Genomic DNA, 25,023 nt, shown 5'->3' with positions numbered 1-25,023 from the left:
TTCCCGTACGGACTACAAAAGGCTTCACAAATATTGTGAAGCCTTTTTCTTTTAGTTAGTTATCCATTTCTAAAAGCATAAAAAAAAACGCCCTTCAAAAGAAGAGCGTTTTTTTTATTATCGGGAAACGACATCGCCATTCCGCCATTGTTCTACCGTAGGAAACCAAATTGATTGATATTCGGCGTAACGTTGTAATTCGTAATGATCATCCGCAAATTGATTTGAACGCTTTGTAAAAGTAAAATTCAATTCAGAATATTGCGAGGCACGAGTGTAAGTCCAGATTTCTTTATCTTTCATACGAGTAATTCGTACTGGGTCGCCCATAATAATAAACACCATTCCTTTATCCGTTTTCCAACCATCTTTATAGGTCGTAAACAAGCGATTTGCCTTCTCCACACGCTGATAAAAAGCCTTTATCGTACGTTTGGCGGTAGCTTGATTACCTTGGGTTATATTCAACCAATAATTATCTAACGTTCTTTTGGGTTCTTTTGAATTATACAAATCATTGGTTTCAGCATTAGTACTCATATAAATCAAAGGGCGAACCAATTTCTCTGGACGAGTCAACTTTGGAAATCTTTTGTCCGTCACCACCATCCCAATTCCATAAACTTCCGTTGTATCTCTTGAAAAATAATAAAGTGCCTCATTTGACAAAACCATGGGCGTATTAGAAGTTACGGAAAAAGAAGAATCAACGTATAGACTTTTTGAAGCGGTTCTGGGCGTGGTGGACATCGGAGAAATGGCCGCCTCAAATTCGTATTTATATCGAAATGCTTTAAATGTTTGAGAGCGGTTGTCCAAACTTTTCAAGATAACGGTATCTTCCACAGAAAAATAATTTCTTGCTAAAGGTTTATTGCCAGTCTTGTCAAAAAACATAAAATAATCTCCCACTTTGCCCGATTGAAATCTTAATAAACAATCATTCACGGTACTATTATTCGTTTTTAAATCTTTTACTACCGTTTGAGCAACTGCCGTAAACAAATCTTTGGGTTTAGGAATATCAAACCAAACCGTAAGAAGCTCACCATCACTCGATACATTTTCAGAATTTATCGCAATTGTTCCTGAATTTAACAATTGCTGTTTGTTGATATAATCTGGATATAAACTATAACTTACAGAAAAATCCCTCATAGCATCGCCCAAACTAACATTTCTATTGGCATCTATACTCAAATAAACCCTCACTGAAGTACCATTATCCAAAAATCTACTTTTGGTAATTATTTTTTGTAAAGCAACTTTATTATCAAGAGGATTGGCCTGTTTCGAGCTTGGATTCGTTACCGCACAACCCGACAATATTGCCATTGAGAAGAAAGTTAATAGTATTTTTTTCATTTTTTATGTATCCTTTAATGCCAGGAAAATCAATTTGTGGTAGTATAACGAACCAATTTAACAAGTATTTTTCTGATGTCAAGCAAAAGCGGTAAATTTGGCATAAAATTATCAGATTTAGCTATTTGATGTTTGATATTCGTTAATCGTAAAATTATTAAATAAAAAAATAATCATGTATAAAACCACAGAAATTGCCTCCTCTGACCTCGTTTCCGATAATCCTATTCATCAGCGATTGTTATTTCCATACATTGAAGTTGCCAAAATGATTTCGGGAAATTTACTCGAAATTGGTTGCGGGACGGGTCGAGGCGTGGCAGTTTTAGCGCCTTCTATTTCAAATTATACGGGTGTTGATAAAAACGAGCCTTTGATGACCAAGCTTTCAGCAGAATATCCGAATTTCAAATTTATTGATATGTTTTTACCGCCGTTGAAGGGCTTGGAAGACAATACTTTTGATTATATTGTAACCTTCCAAGTGATTGAACACATTGAGGATGACAACGAATTTATCAAAGAAGCCCACAGAGTCTTGAAACCAGGTGGAAAGCTGATTCTAACGACTGTGAACCGTAAATATTCATTATCTCGCAACCCTTGGCACGTACGAGAATACTTGGCGAGTGAATTGAAAAGTTTAATTCTAAAACATTTTTCAACCATCGAAACGAAAGGAATTCATGGAAATGCGAAAGTGATGGATTATTATGAAAAAAATAAACGTTCAGTAGAAAAAATTACTCGTTTTGATATTTTCAATCTTCAGTATCGTTTGCCAAGATGGATATTGCAGATTCCTTATGACATTGCCAACCGAATGAGCAGAAATATTATTCAAAAATCTGACAATCAATTAGTTACTAACATAACCTACAAAGATTATTTCTTGAATGATGATGCCGAGGAATGTTTTGATTTCTTTTATATTGCCACGAAATGAGCGGGGTGCGTAACCTTATGAGTTAAAAAAAATGCCGATTTGGAATTATCAGTTCCAAATTGGCATTTTTTTTGAAATTATTAACATTAACTGATGACTATTAATTGTTAATTGAATTTAACTTCTCGGATTCATTTTATACGTAATATTCACGGTTTCAGTTTTCTCATCAACGATTCCTGCATAAAATCCTGCAAAAACGGCTGCCGTTGGAATATCGATTTCATTTAAATTACGAATGTCCCATTTCACTTTGCGAGCGTCGATGCTCATGTGAATTACCAACTGATTTTTATTCTTTTCGATGATGTTCCAAGATACTTCTTCACCATCTTCAAATTCCATTAATAACTTTGTATTATTGTCTTTCAAATCCCAAGTGCCCATGTGTTTTTGACCGCCTTCGTCCGTATAAACAACTTTTTCATCGGCGGATATTTTAAAAGACTCTTTTGAAAAATCGTGTAAGTTAGCGTCAATTCCACGTTCATATAGTACATTCTTACGAGCATCTGCTTGATAATTCACAACATTTACTACCCAGTTTCTTGATAACATTTTAACCAAGGTATCATCGTCCACTTCTTGAACAGTTACTGATTGATTTTTTTGAGGGGACAAATTACTTTGCTGCTGTTTTACTTTGCACGCATAAACCACCGAGCTAAATACTAAAATAGCTACGGTCAATTTAATCATTTGTTTCATATATTCCTTACTTTTAGATTAGGTAAACCTCTTTTGGTTTACGTTTATAAAATAGATAATCACCGACTTCGACAAGAAGTCTATTTAATGAGATAACTAACTGGTTATTGATGTGTGGTATTAGGATTATTCTGTGAAATGTTTTCCTGTGATACGTCAGGAATGAGAAAAGAAATTGAGCAAGTATCTGATTAACAGATATTTAAGAATGGTGAATTGTGTGATACTTCAAAGAACGATTTGTACATTTCCACAGACAGTTCATAAAGGTAATACATTTAATTTTAAAAAAACTAACCGTTTAATAGAAAGATGGAATTGTACTATTAAATGATTCATATAATTATACCTATTCCCCTAAGAATACAATTACTTTTTCAGAATAGTTCAATAATGATAATTCAACAAAAAACCGCTCCTTTTCAGAAACGGTTTTTTGTTGAATCGGGATTTAATCCATGTTTAATAGACTTAATCAAAATAGTCAATTTAACGTTTTACTTTTTCAAAATTGGGGCTAAGGTTTTGAATTTGCCATCAATTTTAAAATCATACTTCAAACCTAATATTTCGGTAATCATTGGATAAACGTTCACATTTTCAAAACCTTCAATTTTTGTTTGTGGTCTGAAAGCGGGACCCCAAGCAAAAAAGGTAGCGTGCATATCTTCAATGGCTTTTGTGCTTGTTCTTTATTATTTGTTCGGTTAGGAATAATTTGTTGAGTTAAATCCGAAGAAAAAGATGCCAAAGAACTCAGGCAAAACAAGAAAGGAATAAATCGTTTTACGATGGTATTTATTTAAAAAAAAACTATAATCCTGTTTGAAATGGACTAAGATATTTTAGTTGGGATGAATTAACTAAAGACAAAATTTAGTCCATTCCGATTCAAAAACAAAAAACATGAGCCAAGTAAACCGCATTAGTCTTTAAAACATCGCCACAAATAACCCTTTTTTTAGAAGAATTTAGAAACGAAAAACATAAACATAAAAAAGACAGCGAAAACTTTACGAACTTTGTAGGAATATTTAAGTTCAATTATTGATATGACAACAGAAAACGATTCAAAAGATTATAAGAAACCAGAAGGTTACAAGAAACCTGATGGCTATAAAAAACCATTCCAAAATAATTTTTTCAACCAAGCAAAACCTGAAAGTAAGGATATTGTCTTTGGAATTCAATCCGTTTTAGAAACGCTTCGTGCAGGGAAAGAGATTGACAAAATACTGGTTCAGCGGGAATTAGGGAGTTTGGAAGTACTGGAATTCGCTCGTATGCGTGGCGTTCCTGTACAAAAAGTACCTTCGGAGAAATTAGACAGAATCACCCGCAAAAATCATCAAGGTGTTATTGCTTTCGTTTCGGCCATTAATTATGCCAAGCTCGAAAACGTAGTAGCTGATGTGTATGAAAAAGGGCAGGTCCCTCTGCTACTCGTTCTCGACCGTATTACGGATGTGCGTAATTTTGGAGCAATTGCTCGTACGGCAGAATGTACAGGTGTTCACGCTATTGTGATACCCACAAAAGGAGCAGCACAAATAAATGCCGATGCGATGAAGACTTCTTCTGGAGCGTTGAATTTCTTACCAGTTTGCCGGGAAGAAAATTTATTTATGACCATCAAGTATTTGCAAAATTCTGGTATTCAGGTTGTTGCATGTTCTGAAAAATTGTCAAAAAATATTTATGAAATTGATTTTACCGTTCCTACTGCCGTAATCATGGGCTCGGAAGAGGACGGAATTTCGGAAGAATTGTTGCGTATTGTTGATGAATTAGCCACCATTCCAATGGCCGGGCGAGTAGGTTCACTAAATGTTTCGGTAGCAACGGGCGTAGTTCTATTTGAAGCATTACGCAAGCGTTTGGCATAATATTGGACTGATTTAGTTTATTTTTAAAAATCCTTGGCATTGGCATTTCACCAATTTCAAGGATTTTTCTTTGTATTTTACCGTATAATCACTCAGCAATACCGTTCACTAATTCATCGTTTGTCATGGATTTTAATTCCATAAACTTATCCTATCTTTGATATATGAAATCAATCCCAATAAAAATATTTAAAATTGTTACCATAAATTAGTAATTCCGAAAGCCTGATGCTGATAGTATTAGGCTTTTTTGTGGAATTTAGACAAAATAAAAAGAGCATCGCCATTAGCAATGCCCTTTCCCGTCTTACCTCTAAACCTATTTAACTATGAAAAATCTTTATGTCTTTGTCAATTTTAGTTTGTTAGTTAGAAAAAAGTGGTGTTTCCAAAGAAAACACCCTTTCCCGTCTTACCTCTAAACCTATTTAACTATGAAAAATCTTATTTGTTACTATTCCCTTCTTATTAGTTTAGAAAAAAGTGGTGTTTCCATAGAAAACACTCTTTCCTGTCTTACCTCTAAACCTATTTAACTATGAAAAATAACTGCACTATTACCAATAAATAAACTAATTACGCACTCCATCGAATCTTTTCCTCAACCTTAAAATAATTAATTTAATAAAAAAAGTGGTGCTTCCATAGGAAGCACCCTTTCCCGTCTTACCTCTAAACCTATTTAACTATGAAAAATCTTATTTGTTTTCTGAATGAATACTTATGATTTGCGAATTTTATTATTCTTTTACACAAAAAAAATATTCTAATTTTATGAGTAATAATACTTAATAGAAATTCAAGTAAAATTCTCTTTAAATATGCACTAATAATGTTGAATTTTAAAAATTTGTTGTTTGATTGTTATCAATTAATAAACATAATAAAAGCGCTAAAAAGTTCCCATTATTTATGCTATTGCTGTTATATTCTTTTAACGATAAAGTATTTAATGAGTCACAGTAATTTGAAAAATATTTCAAAATAATTCTTAGAATTATCTAAAAGGTGTTTTTACTATTCAACGATGCAAAGTTCTGCAATATTATTGAATCTTGCAAGTTTTTCTTGCAATTGTCTGAAAATTTAATTTGCTAACTCGCTAATAGTCAGTAGCCAAAGTGGCTACTGATGCTTTAAAAGGCTTTTTCCCAAACATTATTTCGTAAAGGCTTACAAAAGTTTGCAAACATTTTGTTTGAAATATCCAAAACAATATTAGCCAAATCTTAGAATAATACAATTACTGATTAAATGAATTCATAGTCTTATCTAAGCCCTGTAAACAGAAGCTCATAATCATTTCTGAAGCCCTATCTAAATGTTCTGGTAATTGTTCAAATTGCGCTGCCTGGAAGTTACCTAACACATAATCAATCTGCCTTCCTTTGCCAAAATCATCCCCTACACCAAAGCGAAGTCTCGCATAGTCAGAATCACCTAAAATTTCTTGAATATTACGCAATCCATTATGTCCACCGTGTGAACCTTTAGGTTTCATTCTCAACTTTCCGTAGGGCAAAGCAATATCGTCCGTAATAATTAAGACATTTTCTTTCCCTACTTTCAATTCTTTCATCCAATAATTAACGGCTTTTCCGCTCAGATTCATAAAAGTGGTGGGTTTAATTAAATGAATTTGTTTGCCCTTATGCTTTATTTCTGAATGATAGGCGAGACGTTCCATCGAAAACTTTGTCTCAAATTCACCCGCCAATCGGTCAAGAACCATAAAACCGACATTATGACGAGTTAGCAGATATTCAGGCCCGATATTTCCAAGACCTACGATTAGATACTTCATTTAGATTGTATTTTTAATTTAGATTTTTTTAATTTCGTACTTAGGTTACGCATTTTGCTAAGTTAATTTTTTATTCAGATGTTTTTTAAGGTAACTATCTGATTTACAGCCATTTTTTATCGTCTTGTTAAGATAATAATTGCTATTAATTTTACTTAAATGAATCGGTAAAATTGAGTAATTTTGCCACTTATAAATTTCCCATGAAAAAAAGTACCCTTAACATAAAAATAATAGTTTTAATATCGTTGATTCTGTATTTTAGCGTAAATAGTGTTTTTTCTCAAAATGATAAAGCTCTCCCCGCCCCCATTAATACCTCTAAGTTTACAGAATACGCCCCGTCAGTCAGTGCTGATGGTAGAACGCTTATCTTCGAGTCCGACCGTCAAGGAGACTGGAAACTTTTCGAATCAAGGCGAAATGGCAAAAATTGGTCTGTACCAACTGCAATTCCCAAAATTACGACTACTTTTTTTGAAAAAGCTCCTCTCGGTGGCCCTTGTTTAAGTTACGATGGTAATTTATTGTTTTTTTCTGCTAATGGAAAAGATTCTGACGGACACGAAGATATTTATTATTCTATTCGTGAAAAAAGTGGTTGGTCAGCTCCGATGAATTTAGGAAGACCCGTAAATTCAGTAGATTACGAAGGATATCCGTCCTTATCCGCTAATGGAAAATATCTTTATTTCGCCCGAGCAAAATACGTTTTTGGCGATGAAAAAGACCCCCAGCAACGTTGTTATCGCATTATGCGGGCGGAACGTGGAGAGGATGGCACATGGCAAACAGCCTTAGAATTACCAAGCCCAGTCAACCTTATTTGTGAAAAAGCCCCAAGAATCATGCCCGATGGCAAGACCTTAATGTTTTCATCAATCAGAAAAGATGGTCAAGGAAATTTTGATATTTATAAATGTGAATTGCAAGAAAATGGCACTTGGACGAATCCCGTTGCGTTGGATATTTTGAATACTTCGGGCCCTGACCAGTTTGTGGCAGTACCTGCGTGCGGAGAAATGATATATTACGTAAAGGAGGGGGATATTTATACCACCACCGTTCCGATTGAGGCAGTTGCTACAATTCAAGGATACATTACTGATTCAACTTCCAACAATCCTTTATCCGCAAAAATTTTGGTGTCGGAATTTAATAATCCCGACACAGTTATTGCTGAATTTACCTCGGATGCTTTGGACGGACGGTTTTCGGTGGTTTTAATTCCCAAAGGCAAATACAATTTTGAAATTAATGAATCAGGATATTACCGTAAGAAGATTGTGGTCGATTTATCCGAAAAAAAAGATTGTGAGACTTTCGAGCAGGATTTTAGGTTAATACCCTTGGGAGGAAAAGTAAAGAGTAGTGAAGAAATGTTTAAACTCAGTTTTTTAGCGATTGATTCACAGACCAATTTAACGGTTCCCGCCAATTTTGAAGCCAAAGAAGTTATTACTGGACAATCAATTGCCCTTCAGTATAATCCTAATACCCTTCAAAATCAGGGTGGATTTCGTTTTAAAGAAGATTATTCTATTGAAGCTTCGATGAAGGGCTACAAAAATTCGAGCCTTTCGCTACGCATTGATGAAAAAAGTGAGCTTTTGCCCGTAAGTATCATTAAGTTGGATCCAATTTCTTCAAATTTTGTTGTAAAAGCCTACGATGCTGGTACGAACGATTTATTGAAAGAAACCAAAGTAACGATTACAGAAATTGCCACCCGTCAAATTGCTGAAGTAAAAGCAAATGCTGAAACGGGCGAGTGTGGAACAAATTTATTGACTGGTAAGCAATATAAAATAGTTATTTCATCAGAATTTTTTGAGGATCACGAACAGACCATTACTAAGAGTGAGACATTAAAAGATTTATCGGTAAAATTGATTCCTAAGCAAGTTTATACTGCCAATCTGATGGCGATGGATTTAGAAAAAGAAGAACCGATTGAGGCGAATTTCACCGTTACTTCTGAAAAAACAGGAAAAGTTTTTAAAGGCAATCGTGTAAAAGCGAAGACGTACTTTCCAGTAAATTTATTTCAAAATGATAATTTGAAAGTTGAAGTTGCTTCTGAAGGGTTTGCTACGGGTCGGGCATTATTAGAAATTACCAACATCAAGTTAGGAGAACATAACGAATACAATATCAAGTTAGCCATTGACCGTTATCCTTTAACCATCAAAGTAGTTGATGCCGAAACCCAAAAGCCCATTAAAGAAGCAGAAGTTAAAATTGCTGATTTGAAAACTTCGGAAGTAAAACAAGCCACTAAAAATAAGGCAAATGATTTTACGGCTAATTTGAAACGTTCAGGATTTTATGAATTAAATATCAAAGCGGAAGATTACGTAGAACTAACAAAACAGAAAATTGATAAAGCGCCCGAAGGTGGTGTAGTGAATTTTATGTTGCTGAAAAAGAAGCGTTTGCCCGTGAATTTTGCTTTTTTTGATATTCTGACCAATAAACCGTTAAAAGTAACTTTTAGCGTTCGATTGGAAAAAGAACAGAAAACATTTTCATTCAAAGACGAATCTGATGGAACGGTAAAAGTGGCTGAAAGAGAAATTTTCACCGTAGAAACCTCCGCTGATGGCTATAAACCAAAGCAAAGTACGTTCAATATGGCGGATTTTGCGGTTGATAAAAAATATTCATTTAATGTTAGTTTAGAAAAAGCCTTATTCGTGTTGAATATTAAGGCAACCAATAAAATAACGAATGAAACCGTAGCTATTGGAGATTATAAAATCACAGATTTGACCACAAAAACCAACAAAACGGATATGGTAAAATTACCTTCGGGTGATGCGACAGTGAGTTTAACCCCCGACAATAAATATCATTTAGAAATCATTGCGGAAGGTTTTGAGAAATTTGAACAGGATATTTCTAAACTTTCAAAAAATGAGTTGATTTGCCCATTAACCCCAAAACCGCAAGAATCAGCCTTGATTTTCTCAGCCGTTGATTCTACGAGTGGGCGAGTTTTGGAGGCTATTTTTAAGGTAACTCCTTCAAAAACAACCATTTTGACGCAAGGAAAAACTTCTGAAAGTTCGCCAGAATACAAATTGCCTTTAATCGAAACGGATAATTTTCATTTAGAGACTTTTGTAAAAGGTTACTACATTAAAAACGAAAATGTTACTTATACTTCATTAGGCAAACCCAAGAAACACGTGGTGATGATGTCTCGAAATTTTTCAGTTTTGAGTTTAAAAGCCTACGATGCCAACGACAATAAACCCGTTAGAGAAGTATATTATAGCCTGATTGATGCCATGAACAATAAACCCGTAGCAGCCATGATTACGATGCCAAACGGGGAATGTAGTGCCGATTTGAAACCTGGAAGAGAATATTTGATTAAGGCAAAATTGGCGGGTTACGATGATTATGAAAGTCGTTTTACCGCCAGTACCGACGACGTTAGCAAGCCCATAAAAATGCGTTCTTTAAGGAAATATAATCTTTTTCTGTATGCGATTGATGCTCGCAAGAAAAATAAAGTATCAGCAAATTTCAAGGTTTATGACCCAAGTAAAGAGGTTGTTGCCACAGGAAAAACGGATATTCTTCGTGAACAAATGGCAGTAGTTTTAACAGAAAAAACAAATTATTCGATTGAAATCACTGCGGCGGGCTATAAACCTTATGAAGGAAAAATTACGCCCGATAGCTCGATGAAAAATGCACCAATTGCTTCATGGTTAGTAAAAGATGACAGTAAATTCACGATTAGAGTATTGGATTTTCAGACTCGTAGAATTGTGGAAAAATGTACCGCAAAATTAACGGATGTGAAATCAAGTCAGGAATTAACGTTGGTTAAAAACGGGGATGAATATTCGGCAGAATTAAGCCCCGTGGCGAGCTATATGCTTGAAATTGAAGCCGTTGGTTATGCAAAATCAATTTTAAGAATTGATCCAAATACCGATCGAAAGCAGGATATTACCTTAATTAAAACGAGGGAACCCGTGGTAGCAAAACAATCTACTTTATCAGTCAGTACGGTAAATCCAAAAGAAAAATTGCCCAATTTGACAGGAAAAAGTTTCGAGAAAATTGAGAAAGGTAAAGCCATTGTGTTGAATAATGTTTACTTCGAGCAGAGTAGTTTTATTATGCAAAAAGAATCATCTACTGAATTAGATAAAATAGTTTCTATTTTAAAATCTAATCCGCAAACGAAAATTGAAATTGGTGGACATACCGATAACATAGGCGACCAACGTTTGAATTTAGCGCTTTCGGAAAACCGTGCGAAGGTAATTCTGAACTACCTTGTGAGTAAAGGAATTGAGGAAAATCGTTTACTTTATAAAGGATACGGCGGTACAAAACCCGTTGCTCCGAACGATAGTGAAGAAAACAAAAAGATGAATCGTCGGGTTGAAATTGTGGGAATTCAATAGATTTACAACAAATTATACTGAATTTAGCTTTAGATATATAGAAAACAACATTATTTAGTCCAACAATCTCAGAACGTATTTCGACCGTAAAACAATAAACTCAAAAACAAACCCCAATGAAAAAGCAACTCATTATTTTATTCTTTCTGATTATCGCCAGTTTTGCGGTTCAGGCCCAATCGGATGCAAACGCCCGCTTGTATGAACTACGAGTTTATTACGCTTCGGAAGGAAAACTTCCAGATTTAATGAATCGTTTTCAAAACCACACTTTAAAGTATTTTGAAAATTATAAAATGCGTTTAGAAGGTTTTTGGTTGCCTTTGGGAGAGAATAAAGAGAATAAATTGGTTTATGTTCTTTCGTATCCTTCACGTGAGGCAAGGGATAAATCTTGGAAAGAATTTATGTCTGATACTGGCTGGATAACGGTCATGAAAAATTCGGCAGTAAATGGTGAAATTGTGGCAAAAGTGGAAAGTACCTTTTTGAAAACCACCGATTTTTCACCCAACAACATGAAATCAGTAGGGAATAGAGTTTTTGAATTAAGAACGTATAAAACTACGCCAAACCATTTACCCAATTTATTATCCCGTTTTAGAGATCATACGGTGAAATTATTTGAAAATTATGGCATGGCCAATATCATTTATTGGACTCCCACCGACAAAGAACAAGGTTCAGAAGATTTATTAATTTACTTTTTAACGCACAAAACGAAGGAAGATGGTTTAGCTTCTTTCAAAGCCTTTGGCGCAAGTCCAGAATGGCAGGCAATTAAAAAAGCATCCGAAGAAAATGCAGGTGGTCCGTTGACCATTTCGGTTAAATCTGAATATATGGTTCCTGCTGATTTTTCACCCCTTAAATAGCGGTGAGCTTTAAGCGATGAGTTTTGAGCAAAACCTGCCAATTCCATTGTTTAATGCTCATTGCTCATCACTCAAAGCTAAAAAAATAATGTCAAAAATTGCTCTTATTACAGGCGCTTCATCGGGTATCGGCAAAGCAACCGCCGAGGCCTTTGCCGATTTAGGCATCAATCTAATCCTTTGTGGAAGACGCTTAGACCGTCTTTATGAAATTCAGGAGGTTCTTTCAACGAAAGTAAAAGTAAATATCTTGACTTTTGATGTGAGAAATCGTCAGGATATCGAAAAAGCCTTGAATACACTTCCAGAGGATTTGCGAGCCATTGATATATTGGTCAATAATGCGGGAAACGCTCACGGATTAAGTCCCATTCAGGATGGAAATCCAGATGACTGGGATGCGATGATTGATGGAAATGTGAAAGGATTATTATATGTTTCTAAGGTAATTATGCCGTGGATGATTTCTCATAAAAAAGGACATATCATCAATATTAGCTCAATTGCGGGAAAGGCAACATATCCCAATGGAAACGTATATTGTGCTTCCAAAGCAGCGGTTGAAGCCATTTCAGAAGGAATGCGTTTAGACTTAAACCCTCACGGCATAAAAGTCACAAATGTTGCCCCTGGCGCCGTTGAAACGGAATTTTCGTTGGTAAGATTTAAAGGAGATGATAAAAGAGCCGAGGCTGTTTATCATGGATTTGTCCCTTTGACTCCCCAAGACGTAGCAGAAACAATTGCCTTTGTGGTAACTCGTCCTGCCCACGTAGTTTTGGCAGATATTACGCTATTTCCGATTGCCCAAGCATCAGCAACTGTGCTTCGGAGAGATGTTTAAATAAAGTCAAATTTTAGGCGAAAAAAGAATACAAAATCTTACTTACATGTATCTACACGAATTTTCATTTTTTATCAACTAAAATAGTTATTTGTCAAAAAGTGAAGCAAATAAAGTTGTATTTAACAGATATTTAATAGTAAAAAAGCATATATTTGTTTTAATTTTCATAGTTAAATAGGTTTAGAGGTTAAACAGATAAGGGCGGGAGTTTCTCCTGTCCTTATTTTTATTTTACACAATAAAATGGTACCCCCCTTGTGAGTGATGATGTATTGGTATTACATACCAATTTCTTTTAAAAATTTAATCACCTTTTCCATCATCTCTTTTTTGTAATAAATAGAGTCGGTATGCCCAGCATTAGGAACAAATTCAATTTGAGCTTTCAAGTTTAGATTTTTATAGGCACTCAATAATTCGATGGATTGATTAATGGGAACTTGATTATCCTGTTCGCCATGCGCAATAAATATGGGCGGGTCGGTGGCATCTGCTTGATAAAAAGGACTTGCCAGTTTTGCCAAGTCGGTAGCTTGTTCCAAAGGTTTTCCTAACAAAATTGCTAAAGCAGGCAAACGCACATTTAATCCATGTGGCGTGGACTGATTGAGAATTGTCAAAAAATTAGTTGGCCCGTAAAAATCAAGGCAGGCTTGCACAGAAGAGGATATTTCGGGATAATTTCCCAGATTTCCCTCGAGGGTAGCATTATTATTTGTCGTGGCAACTAATGTTGCTAAATGTCCTCCCGACGAAGCTCCCCAAATAATTATTTTATCCGCTTTATAGCCGTATTTTTTGGCATTTGCCCTCAAAAAACGAATGGCAGCTTTAATATCATGCACATCGGCGGGAAAAGGTTTTTCGGTACTTGCATGAAAATCAATACTCGCCAAAGCATAACCATAAGCCAACAAACCCAAAGGCGGATTTTCTTTACTACCCGAATGCCAAGCACCCCCGTGAACCCAAACGATTAAATTAGGTTCTTTTTGTTGGGTAGGTTTATAAATATCCAATTGCAATTGCTTACCCCCATCCTCCGCATAATTAATGTTTTTAATAATTTCTTGGTCATTTTGTGCTTGGATTTTAGTGAAGCAGCATGTAAAAATGGTTAGGATAATCAGTGTTTTCATGTTTTTGGGTTTAATGAAAAAATCCAAGGCTTTTAACGCTTGGATTTTTTACAGACTATAATTATTAATTTAAAGCTAATTTTTGCTTTATTCTACTTCTTCACCACTAACCTTTGTCCAACAATCACCGCAAAATTCTTAATATTATTCCATTTCACAATCTCATCTATCGTTACGCCGTACAATTTTGAAAGCCTAAAAACCGTCTCTCCTGCTTGTAGCGTATGATATTTGCTATTATTCGATGGGCTACTATTCATTTTCGTTGGCGTGGGTTCTGGATAAACTGATACTGTTGGTTTTGTATTATCTCCCATAATGACCAATTCCTGTCCAATTTCAACTGTATTAGTTCCTAAGTTATTCCACTGTTTGATGTTGTCAACGGTCGCATTATAAATCTTTGAAACTCGATAGATCGTTTCTCCCGCTTGAATGGTATGAATGATTTTGTAGTTTGGTTTTGTACTCGAAGGAGCGGGCGTAAAAGGCTTACTCACGGCGGGTACTGTTGTTGGCGAAGGCTGATAAACCAACGTTGAAATTGGAGTATTTACTGCTGGATTTGTCGTAATTGGAATCGTCAAGGGCGTTGGAGTTGTCGAGGCGGTTGCAATATTTTCAGCGGTGGTTATCACGTCTCTAACAATGGGCGTAATAGTGGCGTTTTTATTTACAGGAGGTTGATTTTCAGCGGGATACGTATAAATTGCTGTAACAACTTCTCCTTCTTTTAACGCTCCTGTGATGGGTGAACCACTCGACTGATAAACCTTTAAAATCTGTCCAATTTTCAAAGGACTACCTGAATACATATCGTTTAAATTATACAATTCATCGACCGATACATTGTATATTCTTGAAATACTATAAAAAGTTTGTTTCGGTTCTACCGTATGATTTTTTACATTTTTATTGATTGATTTACCAGTGTTTGACAACGTACTCGTAGCCACTGGCGGACTATAAACCGTGGTTGAAACAGGTTTATTAGCTGGCGTATTAGTCACGGTTATTGGTGCTGAAATCGTTTTGGCAATAACTGGCTTTGTTGAGGCTATGACCACATTCTGGTCAGGTTTTGTTTCAAAAACAGTTATTTCTGGTTGCGTATTTTGCGGCACAATCACTGGTTTTTTTACAGGCTGTGAGTTACCATTAGACTGTCGAGACGTTGGCGTAATGATGGGTGTACTATCCGTAATGATAACTTTTTTATCTTCGGGCGATTGGACATATTCCACACTCTGCGCCTCTGGACGAGTTTCAATCAACCATAACAAACGCCCTTTTTGTAGTCTTTGCACTTGGGTAATACGGTTTTTTGCCATCAAATCCTCCATTTGCATTCCGTACATTTGCGAAATTTTCCAGAGGGTTTCGTAGCCCAAAACGGTATGATATGCTACTACAGCACGACGGTCTTTTTTCTTCAAATAATAAACTTCGTTCGGAATAAGCCTATCATTTTCATCAAGATCATTAAATCTCAAAAATCGTTTTAGGTTAATTCCCGCCCTTTCGGCAATACTTTCAGGTGTGTCTCCTTGTTTGGCAAGGATCCCTTTTTTACCGTTAATTTCATAGAAAACGGGTTCATTTTGCGTAGGCAGTTTTGTTAATTTAACCAAAACTGGAAAACCAATATCCTGATTTACGGATAGTTGCTCTTCGGAAAATTTCTTTTGATTATTTTTAATTTTTAAATCTAAATATTGCTGATTGTTCACGGGCAAATAAACGGTATAATCTTTATCATCGGGAACCGAAGAAGACCGTAACCAAGCATTGTTGACAATCACATCCGACAACGGCACATCCAATTCTTGAGCAATATCAATCAAATTTTTCCCACGACTATTATTATACTCGAAAAGATAAGTGGGATTGGCAATATTTTTAGTTTGATTATACTGTTTTTCCATAAAATGACGATAAGCCAAAAACCGTAGCAAGTACCAATCGGTGGTCGAATTAACGGTTATTTCATTTTTATAAGCCCAATCATTATCCGCCGTTCTACGAACTGCCCCCAAACCCAAGCGATAAGATAACAGAGTGGACATCCAGTTTTTCAAAATCAAATTACTCCTCGATAAATAGATAGCTGCTCCTTTTGTAGCGGCAGCAATATGCTTGCGTTCATCTACTACACCATCAACCCGCATGCCAACTTCTTGGGCTGTTTCTCGCTTAAATTGCCAATAACCCACCGCATTAGAAGTTGAAACTGCCTCGGGGTTAAAGGCACTTTCTTGAACACATAGATATTTGAATTCATCGGGAACCCCTTCTTCGGCCAATATTTTTTCAATAATGGGAAAGTAAAGGTTCATTTTTGTGACTAAAGAGCTCAGATATTTCTGATTTACATTCAGATTATCAATTTCTCTTTCGATAATTGAACGTGCATCGCCATCAATCTTTACATTTACAGAACCCACAAACATACTACGGGGGAGATCCTGTGCCGAGATTTCAACACAGGCAAATATTGCCAGCAACGACAGCGTAAGATACTTTTTCATAAATAAAGAATATTTTATGGGTAATTAGGAAGCGATAAATGGCCACTTTCCAGCACTTTAAGGGCTAATACATATCACTATTGACTTTTTTAAATCCTTTCCTTTTTATCTAAATCTATGGAGACTTTAATATATGGCAATACAAAAATAAATAAAAAAACGGATAAAATTTACTGGTACGAGCTTTGTCAAACCGCAGACTTATAAAACGTTAATCAATAAAAATGCCAAGACGTTAAAAACTATGAGATTTAACGTAATTTTGTGATAAATATTTATAAAAATGAGTTTACGGTAGATAGAAGCACGTATAAAAGTAAAAATAAAAACAAACGATTCAAGATTAACCAACAACATGATATTAATTGAAAATACGGTAATTAGCGATGATATTATTGAAAAATTTTTTGTCTGTGACCTCATCAAATGCAAAGGTGCGTGTTGCGTAGAAGGAGATTTAGGCGCTCCATTGAATGACGATGAGTTGCCAATTATGGAGCAAATTTATAACGACGTAAAACCGTATCTCTCTGACATTGGGATTCAAGCCATTGAAAAAGAAGGGGTTTACGTAAAAGATTGGGAAGGCGATTTTTCAACGCCAGTCATTAAAGGTCGTGAATGTGCGTATGCCATTTATGACGAAAGGAATATCCTGAAATGTGGCATTGAACAAGCCTATTTTGACGGTAAAATATCTTGGCGTAAACCAATTTCGTGTCATTTATATCCCATCAGAATTACTAAATACGAACATTACGATGCTCTGAATTACGACCGTTGGCACATTTGCTCGGATGCTTGTACGCACGGAGCAGCTTTGGGCGTAGAAGTTTATAAATTTTTGAAAGAGCCCCTAATCCGAAAATATGGAGAGGCTTGGTATCAAGAATTATTGGAGGAAGTTAAAGATAGAACTTAATATTATAATGAAAGAATTTAAAAGAACCACCGTTACCGCAGCCTTAATTTATGCCAACGGACCTATTCATATCGGACACCTTGCGGGTTGTTACCTCCCTGCCGACATTTACGTGCGTTATTTGCGTTCGACGGGACAAGACGTTAAGTTCATTTCAGGAACGGATGAACACGGCGTACCCATCACGATTAAAGCAAAAAAAGAAGGCGTAACACCACAGGAAGTAGTTGATAAATATTATAAAATTATCAAAGATTCTTTCGAAGAATTTGGAATTTCGTTTGATATTTATTCAAGAACTTCCAACAAAGTTCACCACGAAATGTCGCAGGATATTTTCAAGAATATTTACGACAAAGGGCAATTTGTAGAAGAAACAACCGAACAGTATTACGACGAAAAAAATAATACTTTTTTGGCCGACCGTTACATCATCGGAACTTGTCCGAAGTGTGGCAACGAAAATGCTTACGGCGACCAATGCGAACGTTGTGGTTCGACACTTTCACCCGAAGAATTGATTAATCCACGCTCGACCTTGAGTGGTGAAACGCCCATTAAAAAAGCGACCAAAAACTGGTATTTGCCTTTGGATAAAATGCAACCTCAGCTTTCAACATACATTGAGAACCATCCAGAGTGGAAAACAAATGTATTGGGACAAGTGAAATCTTGGTTGAATGACGGCTTAAAACCCCGTGCGATGACCCGTGATTTAGACTGGGGAATCAAAGTTCCGTTGCCCGATACCGAAGGAAAAGTGATGTACGTTTGGTTCGATGCACCGATTGGCTATATCTCCATGACCAAGGAATTGACCGACCAATGGGAATTGTATTGGAAAGATCCAGAAACTCGTTTAGTTAATTTTATTGGGAAAGATAACATCGTTTTTCACTGCCTGATTTTCCCTGCGATGTGCATGGCAGACGGACGTTTTATCGTTGCCGACAACGTGCCAGCCAATGAATTTATGAATTTGGAAGGCGATAAAATTTCGACTTCTCGTAATTGGGCGGTATGGTTGCACGAATATCTCCGTGAATTTGAAGGTAAGCAAGATATTTTGCGTTACGTTTTGGCCGCATCGGCTCCTGAAACCAAAGATGCCGATTTTACTTGGGCTGATTTTCAAACTCGTAATAATTCAGAATTGGTGGGAATTTTTGGAAATTTTGTAAACCGTGCGATTATTTTAACGGAAAAGAATTTTGATTCAAAAGTTCCAAAACAAGCTGAATTGACCGATTTTGATCGTCAGACCTTAGCAACTTTAGCAGAAATGCCAACAAAAATTGGTGATGCCATTGCCAATTTCAAACTACGTGAAGCTTTAGCTTTGATGATGGATGTGGCTCGTTTGGGAAATAAATATTTGGCCGATACTGAACCGTGGAAAGTCATTAAAACCGATACCGAAAGAACAGCAACGATATTAAATATTGGCTTACAAATTGCGGCTAATCTTTCCATTTTGTGCGAACCTTTCATGCCTTTTACCGCTGAAAAATTGCGTACTATTTTGAATATCAATCAATTAACTTGGGCTGATGCTGGTCGTGCAGATTTATTAGTAGAAGGACAAAGTATTACAAATATTGGTTTATTATTTGAAAAAGTAGAAGAAGAAACTGTTGCAACTCAGGTCAAAAAATTGGAAGATGCCAAACAGCAAAATTTATTGGAAGGAAAAGTGGTAACGCCCATCAAAGAGGAAATTCAATACGATGACTTCTCAAAAATGGACATCAGAATCGGGACAATTGTTGCGGCTGAAAAAGTGGCAAAAAGTAAGAAATTATTAAAATTGACAATAAATGATGGTTTAAAAGAACGCACAATTTTGAGTGGAATTGGTGAACATTTTCAACCAGAAAATATTGTAAATCAACAAGTTGCATTTCTGGCAAATCTTGCTCCACGTAAAATGATGGGCATGGAATCGGAAGGAATGGTGTTGATGGCAGAAGATAAAAACGGTTCATTAAGTTTCATTCAGCCCGACAAAAAGGTTTGGAATGGTGGAATTGTAGCGTAGTAATAAATATATAAACGTATAGACCTTAGACCATGGATTGTGCGGGATTTAACTGAATTACACAAATTTTTTATTTTACATTAAGAATCCGTGTAAATCCGTCAAATCAGTACAATCCGTGGTCTATATTTTCTTGTGGCATAGTATTTTTACATTTTTGAATGATGTAGTTTCATCCTTCAAAAGACGCTAAAAAATTGAATTTAAGACTAATCTTGCCCTTTTTAATCGTTCTATTTTCCCTAAAAAATAGCTTAATTTTTGGGCAAGAAACCAAAGTAGATTCCACGAGCGTTGTCAATGACGTATCACAACAAGTGGATATTAAAGATTTTATCAGAACGATTTTTACCAAGAAAGAAATTGCCGAAAGCGATTCTACTAAAAAATCTATTGCTAAAGAGGATTCCACTAAGAAAAAATCCCTCGGACCGTTCTACACACCCGTGGCTTATCCAGGTTATTCATTAGTATCGGGTTTTTTGGTGGGCGTTGTTAATAGCCTGTCCTTTTACACGCACAGAGGCGATGGAGCGAAGATTTCAAGTATTTCGATGCTCAATATGTACACCCAAAATAAACAATTCCTCAACACACTTCAATCAAATATTTGGGTAAGACACGAGAAATATAACCTTTTGGGCGATTTTCGATATTACAAATATCCCAATTTCACTTACGGATTAGGCAGTAAAACCAATTTAGAGGATTTAAACAATGTTGATTACACGCTGATTCGGATTTATGAAGTAATCATGCGACAAATCAGCAAAAATACTTTTGTAGGTTTAGGCTATAATTTGGATTATCATAAAAATATTTCGCAGACGAATGACCCCGAAATTGGTCAAACTGATTTGCAGAAATACGGATACACTGAATCTTCAAAATCGTCGGGACTTACCGCAAATTTTCAGTACGACAGTCGTTTAAATAGTAATAATCCAGCGGAGGGGGCTTATGCAAATGTGCAGGTAAGAGCAAATTTGAAAGCTTTGGACAGTGATAGCGACTGGCAATCTGCCACCATTGATTTGAGATATTACGTTCCTCTTTCCCGAAAATCAGGCAACGTTTTGGCTTTTTGGACTTACAATGTCTTGACTTTGGGCGGAACTCCACCCTATTTTGACTTACCAAGTACGGGTTGGGATGTCAACAATAATACAGGCAGGGGCTACGTAGAAGGCAGATTTAGAGGCACAAATGCTTTGTATTTTGAATCAGAATACCGATTTAATTTAACGAAAAAACGATTTTTAGGCGGTGTGATATTTTCAAATATTTCCTCTTTTTCAGAACCAATTACGAATAAATTTGAAAAAGTAAATATTGCCTACGGTGGGGGTTTACGCATAAAAGTGAACAAATTCGCCAACACCAATTTAACGATTGATTACGGAATCGGGCAAAGCGGCTCAAAAGGTTTTTCTTTCGGATTAAACGAGAATTTCTGAGTGTTATATAATACTCAAATAGATGGATAACAGATGAGACTTGCCAATCTAATTGGTATAAATATTTCTTCCTCCGAACTCATATCATTATTTTTATATTTCTCTCCTAATATTTCAAAATGTGGTCTGTTGTCTAATTCATACTCAGAATTTGCAAGCCATGTTTTGAAAATATAACCAAAGGTTTGCTCTGCTGTACTTGTTGCATTTTTGTGTAAAAAAACGGCGTACAATCCCTCCATTAACGTAAAGACTTCCATATTTTCCGGAATATTGTCAAAATCTAAAACTTCCGCTAAAGCCCATTTTTCAAATTCGGTATTTGGATTAAATTCACTAACCCCAAACGATTCATCGTAAATCTGCAAAGAAATCAAGTCAGTAGATAAACTGTTCAAAATCTCCTTTCTTCTGGGCATAAAACTTTGCCATAATTCCCTTGTTTTATCGTTCATGAAAGACATTTTCACATGCTTTCCGATTAGCTTTTTCTCCGATATTGTTTCAATTCTTTGATACATCTAATTAGTATTTTCCCCAAATTAGATATCTAAGCCTCTAATTCCTTCACATTTCCCACAAATAATTGCATTTTTTGAGTTTATTTAAAATCATTCTAAATAAATGTGTATTTTTATTTGTATCAAGTCTAAATAAGAATTAGTTTTGTTCATTATTTAGAATCAATACAAATAGAAATAAAATGAAAAACTCTATCATACTAATAGTAATATTTTTGGTTTCGAGCATTACAACTTTTGCTCAAACAGGAAGTATAAAAGGTAAAATCACGAACAAAGATGGCGACGGCATTCAATTTGTCAATATCACGTTAAAAAATTCAAAACAAGGCACCACGTCAAATGAAGACGGCGAATTTTTATTGAAAAATATAAAAGTTGGTAATCAAACCATTATAACACAATTTGTGAGTTTAAAATCTATGGAACAAAATATAAAAGTAGCTGAAAATCAGATCACTACAATCGAGTTTCAAATGACGGAAGCCACTAACGAACTTTCAGAAGTGACCGTTTCGGGTATGCAATCTGCCAATGAACGAACCGTCACCATCGGTAAAATTACCATCAAACCGATGGATTTACCACAAGCTGTTACTACGATTGACCGCACGGTTTTGGAACGTCAGCAAGTATTACGTTTGAGCGACGCTTTAATGAATGCTAATGGACTTTATGTAATGGGAACCCAAGGTGGTTATCAAGAAGAAATTGGTGGACGTGGATTTTCATTTAATAGTTCAAATACTTTTAAAAACGGAGCGAGATATTTTAATGGAATTGTTCCTGAAATGTCTTCAATCGAGCGAATTGAGATTATGAAAGGAAGTGCCGCCATTCTTTTTGGAAATGTTGCGGCAGGCGGAATCTTAAATTTAGTTACTAAAAAACCAAAATTTGAATCGGGTGGTTCGGTTGCCATGCGTCTGGGAAGTTTTGATTTATATAAACCTACTTTTGATTTATACGGTTCTGTTTTGGGCAGCAAAAAAGTGGCGTACAGAATCAACGGAACGTATGAAAAAGCCAATAGTTTTCGTGAGAGTGTCAATTCAGAGCGAATGTATATAAATCCTTCTTTGCTGTTTAAATTGAATGACAAAACAGACATTTTGTTAGAAGGAGATTACATGAAAGACCGCAGAACAGCCGATTTTGGAACGGGGGCAATCAATTATGAAATTGCCAATGTACCTCGTGAACGCTTCATTGGTTTGCCTTGGTCATATTTTGATATTGCCCAAAAATCTGCCAACATTACGATTTCTCATCAACTTAACAACAATTGGAAGCTCGTGGGAACGGGTGCATATCGGGCTTATGACAGTGATTTATTTGCCAATATTCGTCCAAACAGAACTAATTTTATTGCAACCGATGGAAAATGGATTCGTGGAGTAGTTCGCACAGGTACAAATGAAAAATATTTGATGGGACAAATGGATTTAACGGGTCAATTCAAGACTGGAAATATTGCTCATAACGTACTAATTGGGTCTGATTTTGATCAATATAATACGGTAACTACGGCCTACAATCCCATCAATAAATACGATTCTACGAACATTTTTCAACCAAATTTGTATGTTTCAAGAACAGATATTCCAACCTTAACGGTCAATACGATTACCACATCACCTATTAATCGTGGAGGTATTTATATCCAAGATTTAATTAGTTTTTCTGATAAATTAAAGTTTTTAGCGGGTATCAGATACAGTTATCAAGATACCAGAAGTAGTGTTTTAGCGACCTCAACCAATAAAACCACTGAATCTGCCACTTTTGATGGTGCTTTTACTCCACGTTTTGGTTTGGTTTATCAACCTACGAAGATGATGTCAGTTTTTGGGAGTTATTCAAATTCTTTTACGCTCAACACAGGAGTTGATGTTTCGGGAAACGCTTTACCCCCATCGTTCATTAATCAGTTTGAAGTTGGGATGAAAAATGAAATATTGAATGGTTTACTTTCCGCAAATATTACTGCCTATCAAATTGTAAATAGTAATTTAGCGCAGATGAGTTTGGAGAACGGAAATGCGAATGCAAATGTAAAGGAATTGGCAGGTGAAGTGACAAGTCAAGGAGTTGAAATCGACATAAAAAGCAAGCCATTTTTAGGGTTTTCGTTGATGGCTGGGTATAGTTTTAACGAAACAAGATATACTAAAAGTAATATTTATACAGAAGGCAGTTTGTTAAGATTTAGCCCAAATCACACCGCTAATGCCAGTATTTATTATACTTTTTCAGATACTAAATTGAAAGGATTAAACTTGGGTTTAACAGCATTTTATCTTGGAGATAGACAAGCAGGTCGCCCTACACGTTTGACCGTTAAAAATGATGCTTTCAAATTGATTCCAGTAAGTGCATTCACACAAATTGATGCAAATGTGGGATATAATTTTACAAAATTCTCTATCCGTGCCAAGGTTTCAAACGTTCTAAATGTCATGAACTACCATGTATATGATGATAATTCTGTAAACCCAATTGCTCCAAGAATGGCCTCGGTGACGGTAGCGTATAAATGGTAGAAGTGATTAAAACACGAAAATAATTAGACCACGGATAATAAAGATTTAACAGATTTGCACGGATTCTCTCAATATTTATCCGTGTATATTGAATGACATAACTTTCAGGAAGTTGATCCGAATTACTAAACTTTACCTCTAATAAGTTATGCAACAATCTGTAAATCAGCTATCTATGGTCTAATTATTTTTTCAAAGCACCCTCGAAATCATTAATCCATCTCTGATTGGCATCAAGATATTCTCTGTTCTGGGATCATCGTGGCACATTTTATTGAAATTCAAAAGATTCTGCGTATCCTTATCAATCTTCTTTCCTTCCTGAATATCAGCCACTTTACCGCTCCAAAGTACATTGTCCGAAATGATGTACCCTCCTACTCTTACCTTGTCAAAAACTAAATCATAGTATTTTTGATAATTCATCTTGTCGGCATCAATAAATACCATATCGAATGTTTCGGTCAGTTTTGGAATAATCTCGCCCGCATCGCCAATTCGATAATCAATTTTCTCTGAATATTTAGATTCATTAAAAAAACTTCGAGTGAAAGACTCCAATTCTTCGTTTACATCGACGGTAATAATTTTACCATTTTCAATCAATCCTTCTGCTAAACAAAGCGCCGAATAACCCGTGTAAGTTCCAATTTCGAGAATATATTTAGGACGCATCATTTGCGAGAACATCGCTAAAACTCTCCCTTGCAAATGACCGGACAACATTCTGGAATTCATTATTTTAGCGTGCGTTTCACGGTTTAGGCGTGCTAATAAATCATCTTCAGGTGAAGTATGATTTTCGGAATAATCGTTAATATTTTTTGGTAAAAAATCCATGGGTTTTTAGTAGGACAGGTTTTCAACTGAGACGATTTCTATGGTAAAAACAAGGAAAAAGTATTAAAAAAGTACAAATTACTTTTCAAAAACTATTGGTTGTGATATAGTTTTCGACATAACATTCTTTTCGTTTAACGCAAGCAAAAATACGATGAACAAGTTTATTACAAA

Annotated in this window: 17 protein-coding genes; 9 read left to right on the top strand and 8 right to left on the bottom strand. The window is 35.6% G+C overall.

Annotated features, from left to right (window positions below; genetic code table 11):
• Positions 1-117: 117 nt before the first annotated feature.
• The gene (locus AC1W31_RS16200) at positions 118-1,365 is read right to left on the bottom strand and encodes a GWxTD domain-containing protein (protein ID WP_481735528.1); all 1,248 of its coding nucleotides are present in this window, start codon (positions 1,363-1,365) and stop codon (positions 118-120) included.
• A 175-nt stretch (positions 1,366-1,540) separates the two neighbouring features.
• On the opposite strand from AC1W31_RS16200, the gene AC1W31_RS16195 reads away from it, so the two are divergent.
• On the top strand, positions 1,541-2,311 hold the full coding sequence (locus AC1W31_RS16195; RefSeq protein WP_481735527.1) for a class I SAM-dependent methyltransferase: 771 nt from the start codon (positions 1,541-1,543) through the stop codon (positions 2,309-2,311).
• A gap of 117 nt (positions 2,312-2,428) precedes the next feature.
• Here AC1W31_RS16195 and AC1W31_RS16190 read toward each other — a convergent pair whose 3' ends face one another.
• Together AC1W31_RS16190 and AC1W31_RS16185 are read right to left on the bottom strand one after the other, a co-directional pair.
• Positions 2,429-3,019, bottom strand: a complete 591-nt coding sequence (locus AC1W31_RS16190) for a hypothetical protein (RefSeq protein WP_481735526.1) — start codon at positions 3,017-3,019, stop codon at positions 2,429-2,431.
• A gap of 497 nt (positions 3,020-3,516) precedes the next feature.
• Positions 3,517-3,684 carry a hypothetical protein gene (locus AC1W31_RS16185; protein WP_481735525.1) on the bottom strand — a complete coding sequence of 56 codons (168 nt, stop codon included), beginning with the start codon at positions 3,682-3,684 and terminating at the stop codon, positions 3,517-3,519.
• A 387-nt stretch (positions 3,685-4,071) separates the two neighbouring features.
• Between AC1W31_RS16185 and rlmB the strand changes: the two genes are divergently transcribed.
• Positions 4,072-4,905, top strand: a complete 834-nt coding sequence (gene rlmB / locus AC1W31_RS16180; RefSeq protein WP_481735524.1) for a 23S rRNA (guanosine(2251)-2'-O)-methyltransferase RlmB — start codon at positions 4,072-4,074, stop codon at positions 4,903-4,905.
• A gap of 1,243 nt (positions 4,906-6,148) precedes the next feature.
• Here rlmB and pth read toward each other — a convergent pair.
• Complete coding sequence (gene pth, locus AC1W31_RS16175) at positions 6,149-6,709, bottom strand: aminoacyl-tRNA hydrolase (protein WP_481735523.1); 561 nt, start codon at positions 6,707-6,709, stop codon at positions 6,149-6,151.
• 203 nt (positions 6,710-6,912) lie between these two features.
• Between pth and AC1W31_RS16170 the strand changes: the two genes are divergently transcribed.
• The 3 genes from AC1W31_RS16170 (at position 6,913) to AC1W31_RS16160 (ending at position 12,858) form a co-directional block, all read left to right on the top strand.
• Positions 6,913-11,139 (top strand): OmpA family protein, encoded by a 4,227-nt coding sequence (locus tag AC1W31_RS16170; RefSeq protein ID WP_481735522.1) that lies wholly within the window; start codon positions 6,913-6,915, stop codon positions 11,137-11,139.
• A 116-nt stretch (positions 11,140-11,255) separates the two neighbouring features.
• Positions 11,256-12,014, top strand: coding sequence for an NIPSNAP family protein (locus tag AC1W31_RS16165; protein WP_481735521.1), 759 nt, complete (start codon positions 11,256-11,258; stop codon positions 12,012-12,014).
• 88 nt (positions 12,015-12,102) lie between these two features.
• The gene (locus AC1W31_RS16160; protein WP_481735520.1) at positions 12,103-12,858 is read left to right on the top strand and encodes an SDR family NAD(P)-dependent oxidoreductase; all 756 of its coding nucleotides are present in this window, start codon (positions 12,103-12,105) and stop codon (positions 12,856-12,858) included.
• Positions 12,859-13,139: 281 nt separating this feature from the next.
• Here the strand turns inward: AC1W31_RS16160 and AC1W31_RS16155 are convergent, their stop codons facing one another.
• Positions 13,140-14,000, bottom strand: coding sequence for an alpha/beta fold hydrolase (locus AC1W31_RS16155; protein ID WP_481735519.1), 861 nt, complete (start codon positions 13,998-14,000; stop codon positions 13,140-13,142).
• Positions 14,001-14,092: 92 nt separating this feature from the next.
• On the bottom strand, positions 14,093-16,528 hold the full coding sequence (locus tag AC1W31_RS16150) for a LysM peptidoglycan-binding domain-containing protein (RefSeq protein ID WP_481735518.1): 2,436 nt from the start codon (positions 16,526-16,528) through the stop codon (positions 14,093-14,095).
• A gap of 355 nt (positions 16,529-16,883) precedes the next feature.
• Between AC1W31_RS16150 and AC1W31_RS16145 the strand changes: the two genes are divergently transcribed.
• The 3 genes from AC1W31_RS16145 (at position 16,884) to AC1W31_RS16135 (ending at position 20,945) form a co-directional block, all read left to right on the top strand.
• Positions 16,884-17,450: a DUF3109 family protein gene (locus AC1W31_RS16145; RefSeq protein ID WP_481735517.1), complete on the top strand. Its 567-nt coding sequence runs from the start codon at positions 16,884-16,886 to the stop codon at positions 17,448-17,450.
• Between the two features lie 7 nt (positions 17,451-17,457).
• On the top strand, positions 17,458-19,488 hold the full coding sequence (metG, locus tag AC1W31_RS16140) for a methionine--tRNA ligase (RefSeq protein ID WP_481735516.1): 2,031 nt from the start codon (positions 17,458-17,460) through the stop codon (positions 19,486-19,488).
• A gap of 197 nt (positions 19,489-19,685) precedes the next feature.
• Positions 19,686-20,945 carry a BamA/TamA family outer membrane protein gene (locus tag AC1W31_RS16135; RefSeq protein ID WP_481735515.1) on the top strand — a complete coding sequence of 420 codons (1,260 nt, stop codon included), beginning with the start codon at positions 19,686-19,688 and terminating at the stop codon, positions 20,943-20,945.
• A gap of 14 nt (positions 20,946-20,959) precedes the next feature.
• Here AC1W31_RS16135 and AC1W31_RS16130 read toward each other — a convergent pair whose 3' ends face one another.
• Complete coding sequence (locus AC1W31_RS16130; protein WP_481735514.1) at positions 20,960-21,466, bottom strand: GyrI-like domain-containing protein; 507 nt, start codon at positions 21,464-21,466, stop codon at positions 20,960-20,962.
• 182 nt (positions 21,467-21,648) lie between these two features.
• Here AC1W31_RS16130 and AC1W31_RS16125 point away from each other — a divergent pair, with 182 nt between their 5' ends.
• Positions 21,649-24,009 (top strand): TonB-dependent siderophore receptor, encoded by a 2,361-nt coding sequence (locus tag AC1W31_RS16125; RefSeq protein WP_481735513.1) that lies wholly within the window; start codon positions 21,649-21,651, stop codon positions 24,007-24,009.
• A 192-nt stretch (positions 24,010-24,201) separates the two neighbouring features.
• On the opposite strand, the gene AC1W31_RS16120 is transcribed toward AC1W31_RS16125, so the two are convergent.
• A complete protein-coding gene (locus AC1W31_RS16120) occupies positions 24,202-24,849 on the bottom strand; it encodes an O-methyltransferase (protein WP_481735512.1) in 648 nt (215 codons plus the stop codon).
• Positions 24,850-25,023: the final 174 nt, after the last annotated feature.

Source organism: Arcicella sp., assembly GCF_964672035.1.
This window is presented reverse-complemented; position numbering and strand designations above follow the sequence as displayed.

Bases quoted from the DNA above. Each gene is read 5' to 3' on its own strand.
- AC1W31_RS16125 (WP_481735513.1), top strand. From the start codon at position 21,649: ATGAAAAACTCTATCATACTAATAGTAATATTTTTGGTTTCGAGCATT.
- AC1W31_RS16145 (WP_481735517.1), top strand. From the start codon at position 16,884: ATGATATTAATTGAAAATACGGTAATTAGCGATGATATTATTGAAAAA.
- AC1W31_RS16200 (WP_481735528.1), bottom strand. From the start codon at position 1,365: ATGAAAAAAATACTATTAACTTTCTTCTCAATGGCAATATTGTCGGGT.
- AC1W31_RS16170 (WP_481735522.1), top strand. From the start codon at position 6,913: ATGAAAAAAAGTACCCTTAACATAAAAATAATAGTTTTAATATCGTTG.
- metG (WP_481735516.1), top strand. From the start codon at position 17,458: ATGAAAGAATTTAAAAGAACCACCGTTACCGCAGCCTTAATTTATGCC.
- rlmB (WP_481735524.1), top strand. From the start codon at position 4,072: ATGACAACAGAAAACGATTCAAAAGATTATAAGAAACCAGAAGGTTAC.
- AC1W31_RS16185 (WP_481735525.1), bottom strand. From the start codon at position 3,684: ATGCACGCTACCTTTTTTGCTTGGGGTCCCGCTTTCAGACCACAAACA.
- AC1W31_RS16150 (WP_481735518.1), bottom strand. From the start codon at position 16,528: ATGAAAAAGTATCTTACGCTGTCGTTGCTGGCAATATTTGCCTGTGTT.
- AC1W31_RS16190 (WP_481735526.1), bottom strand. From the start codon at position 3,019: ATGAAACAAATGATTAAATTGACCGTAGCTATTTTAGTATTTAGCTCG.
- AC1W31_RS16120 (WP_481735512.1), bottom strand. From the start codon at position 24,849: ATGGATTTTTTACCAAAAAATATTAACGATTATTCCGAAAATCATACT.
- pth (WP_481735523.1), bottom strand. From the start codon at position 6,709: ATGAAGTATCTAATCGTAGGTCTTGGAAATATCGGGCCTGAATATCTG.
- AC1W31_RS16160 (WP_481735520.1), top strand. From the start codon at position 12,103: ATGTCAAAAATTGCTCTTATTACAGGCGCTTCATCGGGTATCGGCAAA.
- AC1W31_RS16165 (WP_481735521.1), top strand. From the start codon at position 11,256: ATGAAAAAGCAACTCATTATTTTATTCTTTCTGATTATCGCCAGTTTT.
- AC1W31_RS16195 (WP_481735527.1), top strand. From the start codon at position 1,541: ATGTATAAAACCACAGAAATTGCCTCCTCTGACCTCGTTTCCGATAAT.
- AC1W31_RS16130 (WP_481735514.1), bottom strand. From the start codon at position 21,466: ATGTATCAAAGAATTGAAACAATATCGGAGAAAAAGCTAATCGGAAAG.
- AC1W31_RS16155 (WP_481735519.1), bottom strand. From the start codon at position 14,000: ATGAAAACACTGATTATCCTAACCATTTTTACATGCTGCTTCACTAAA.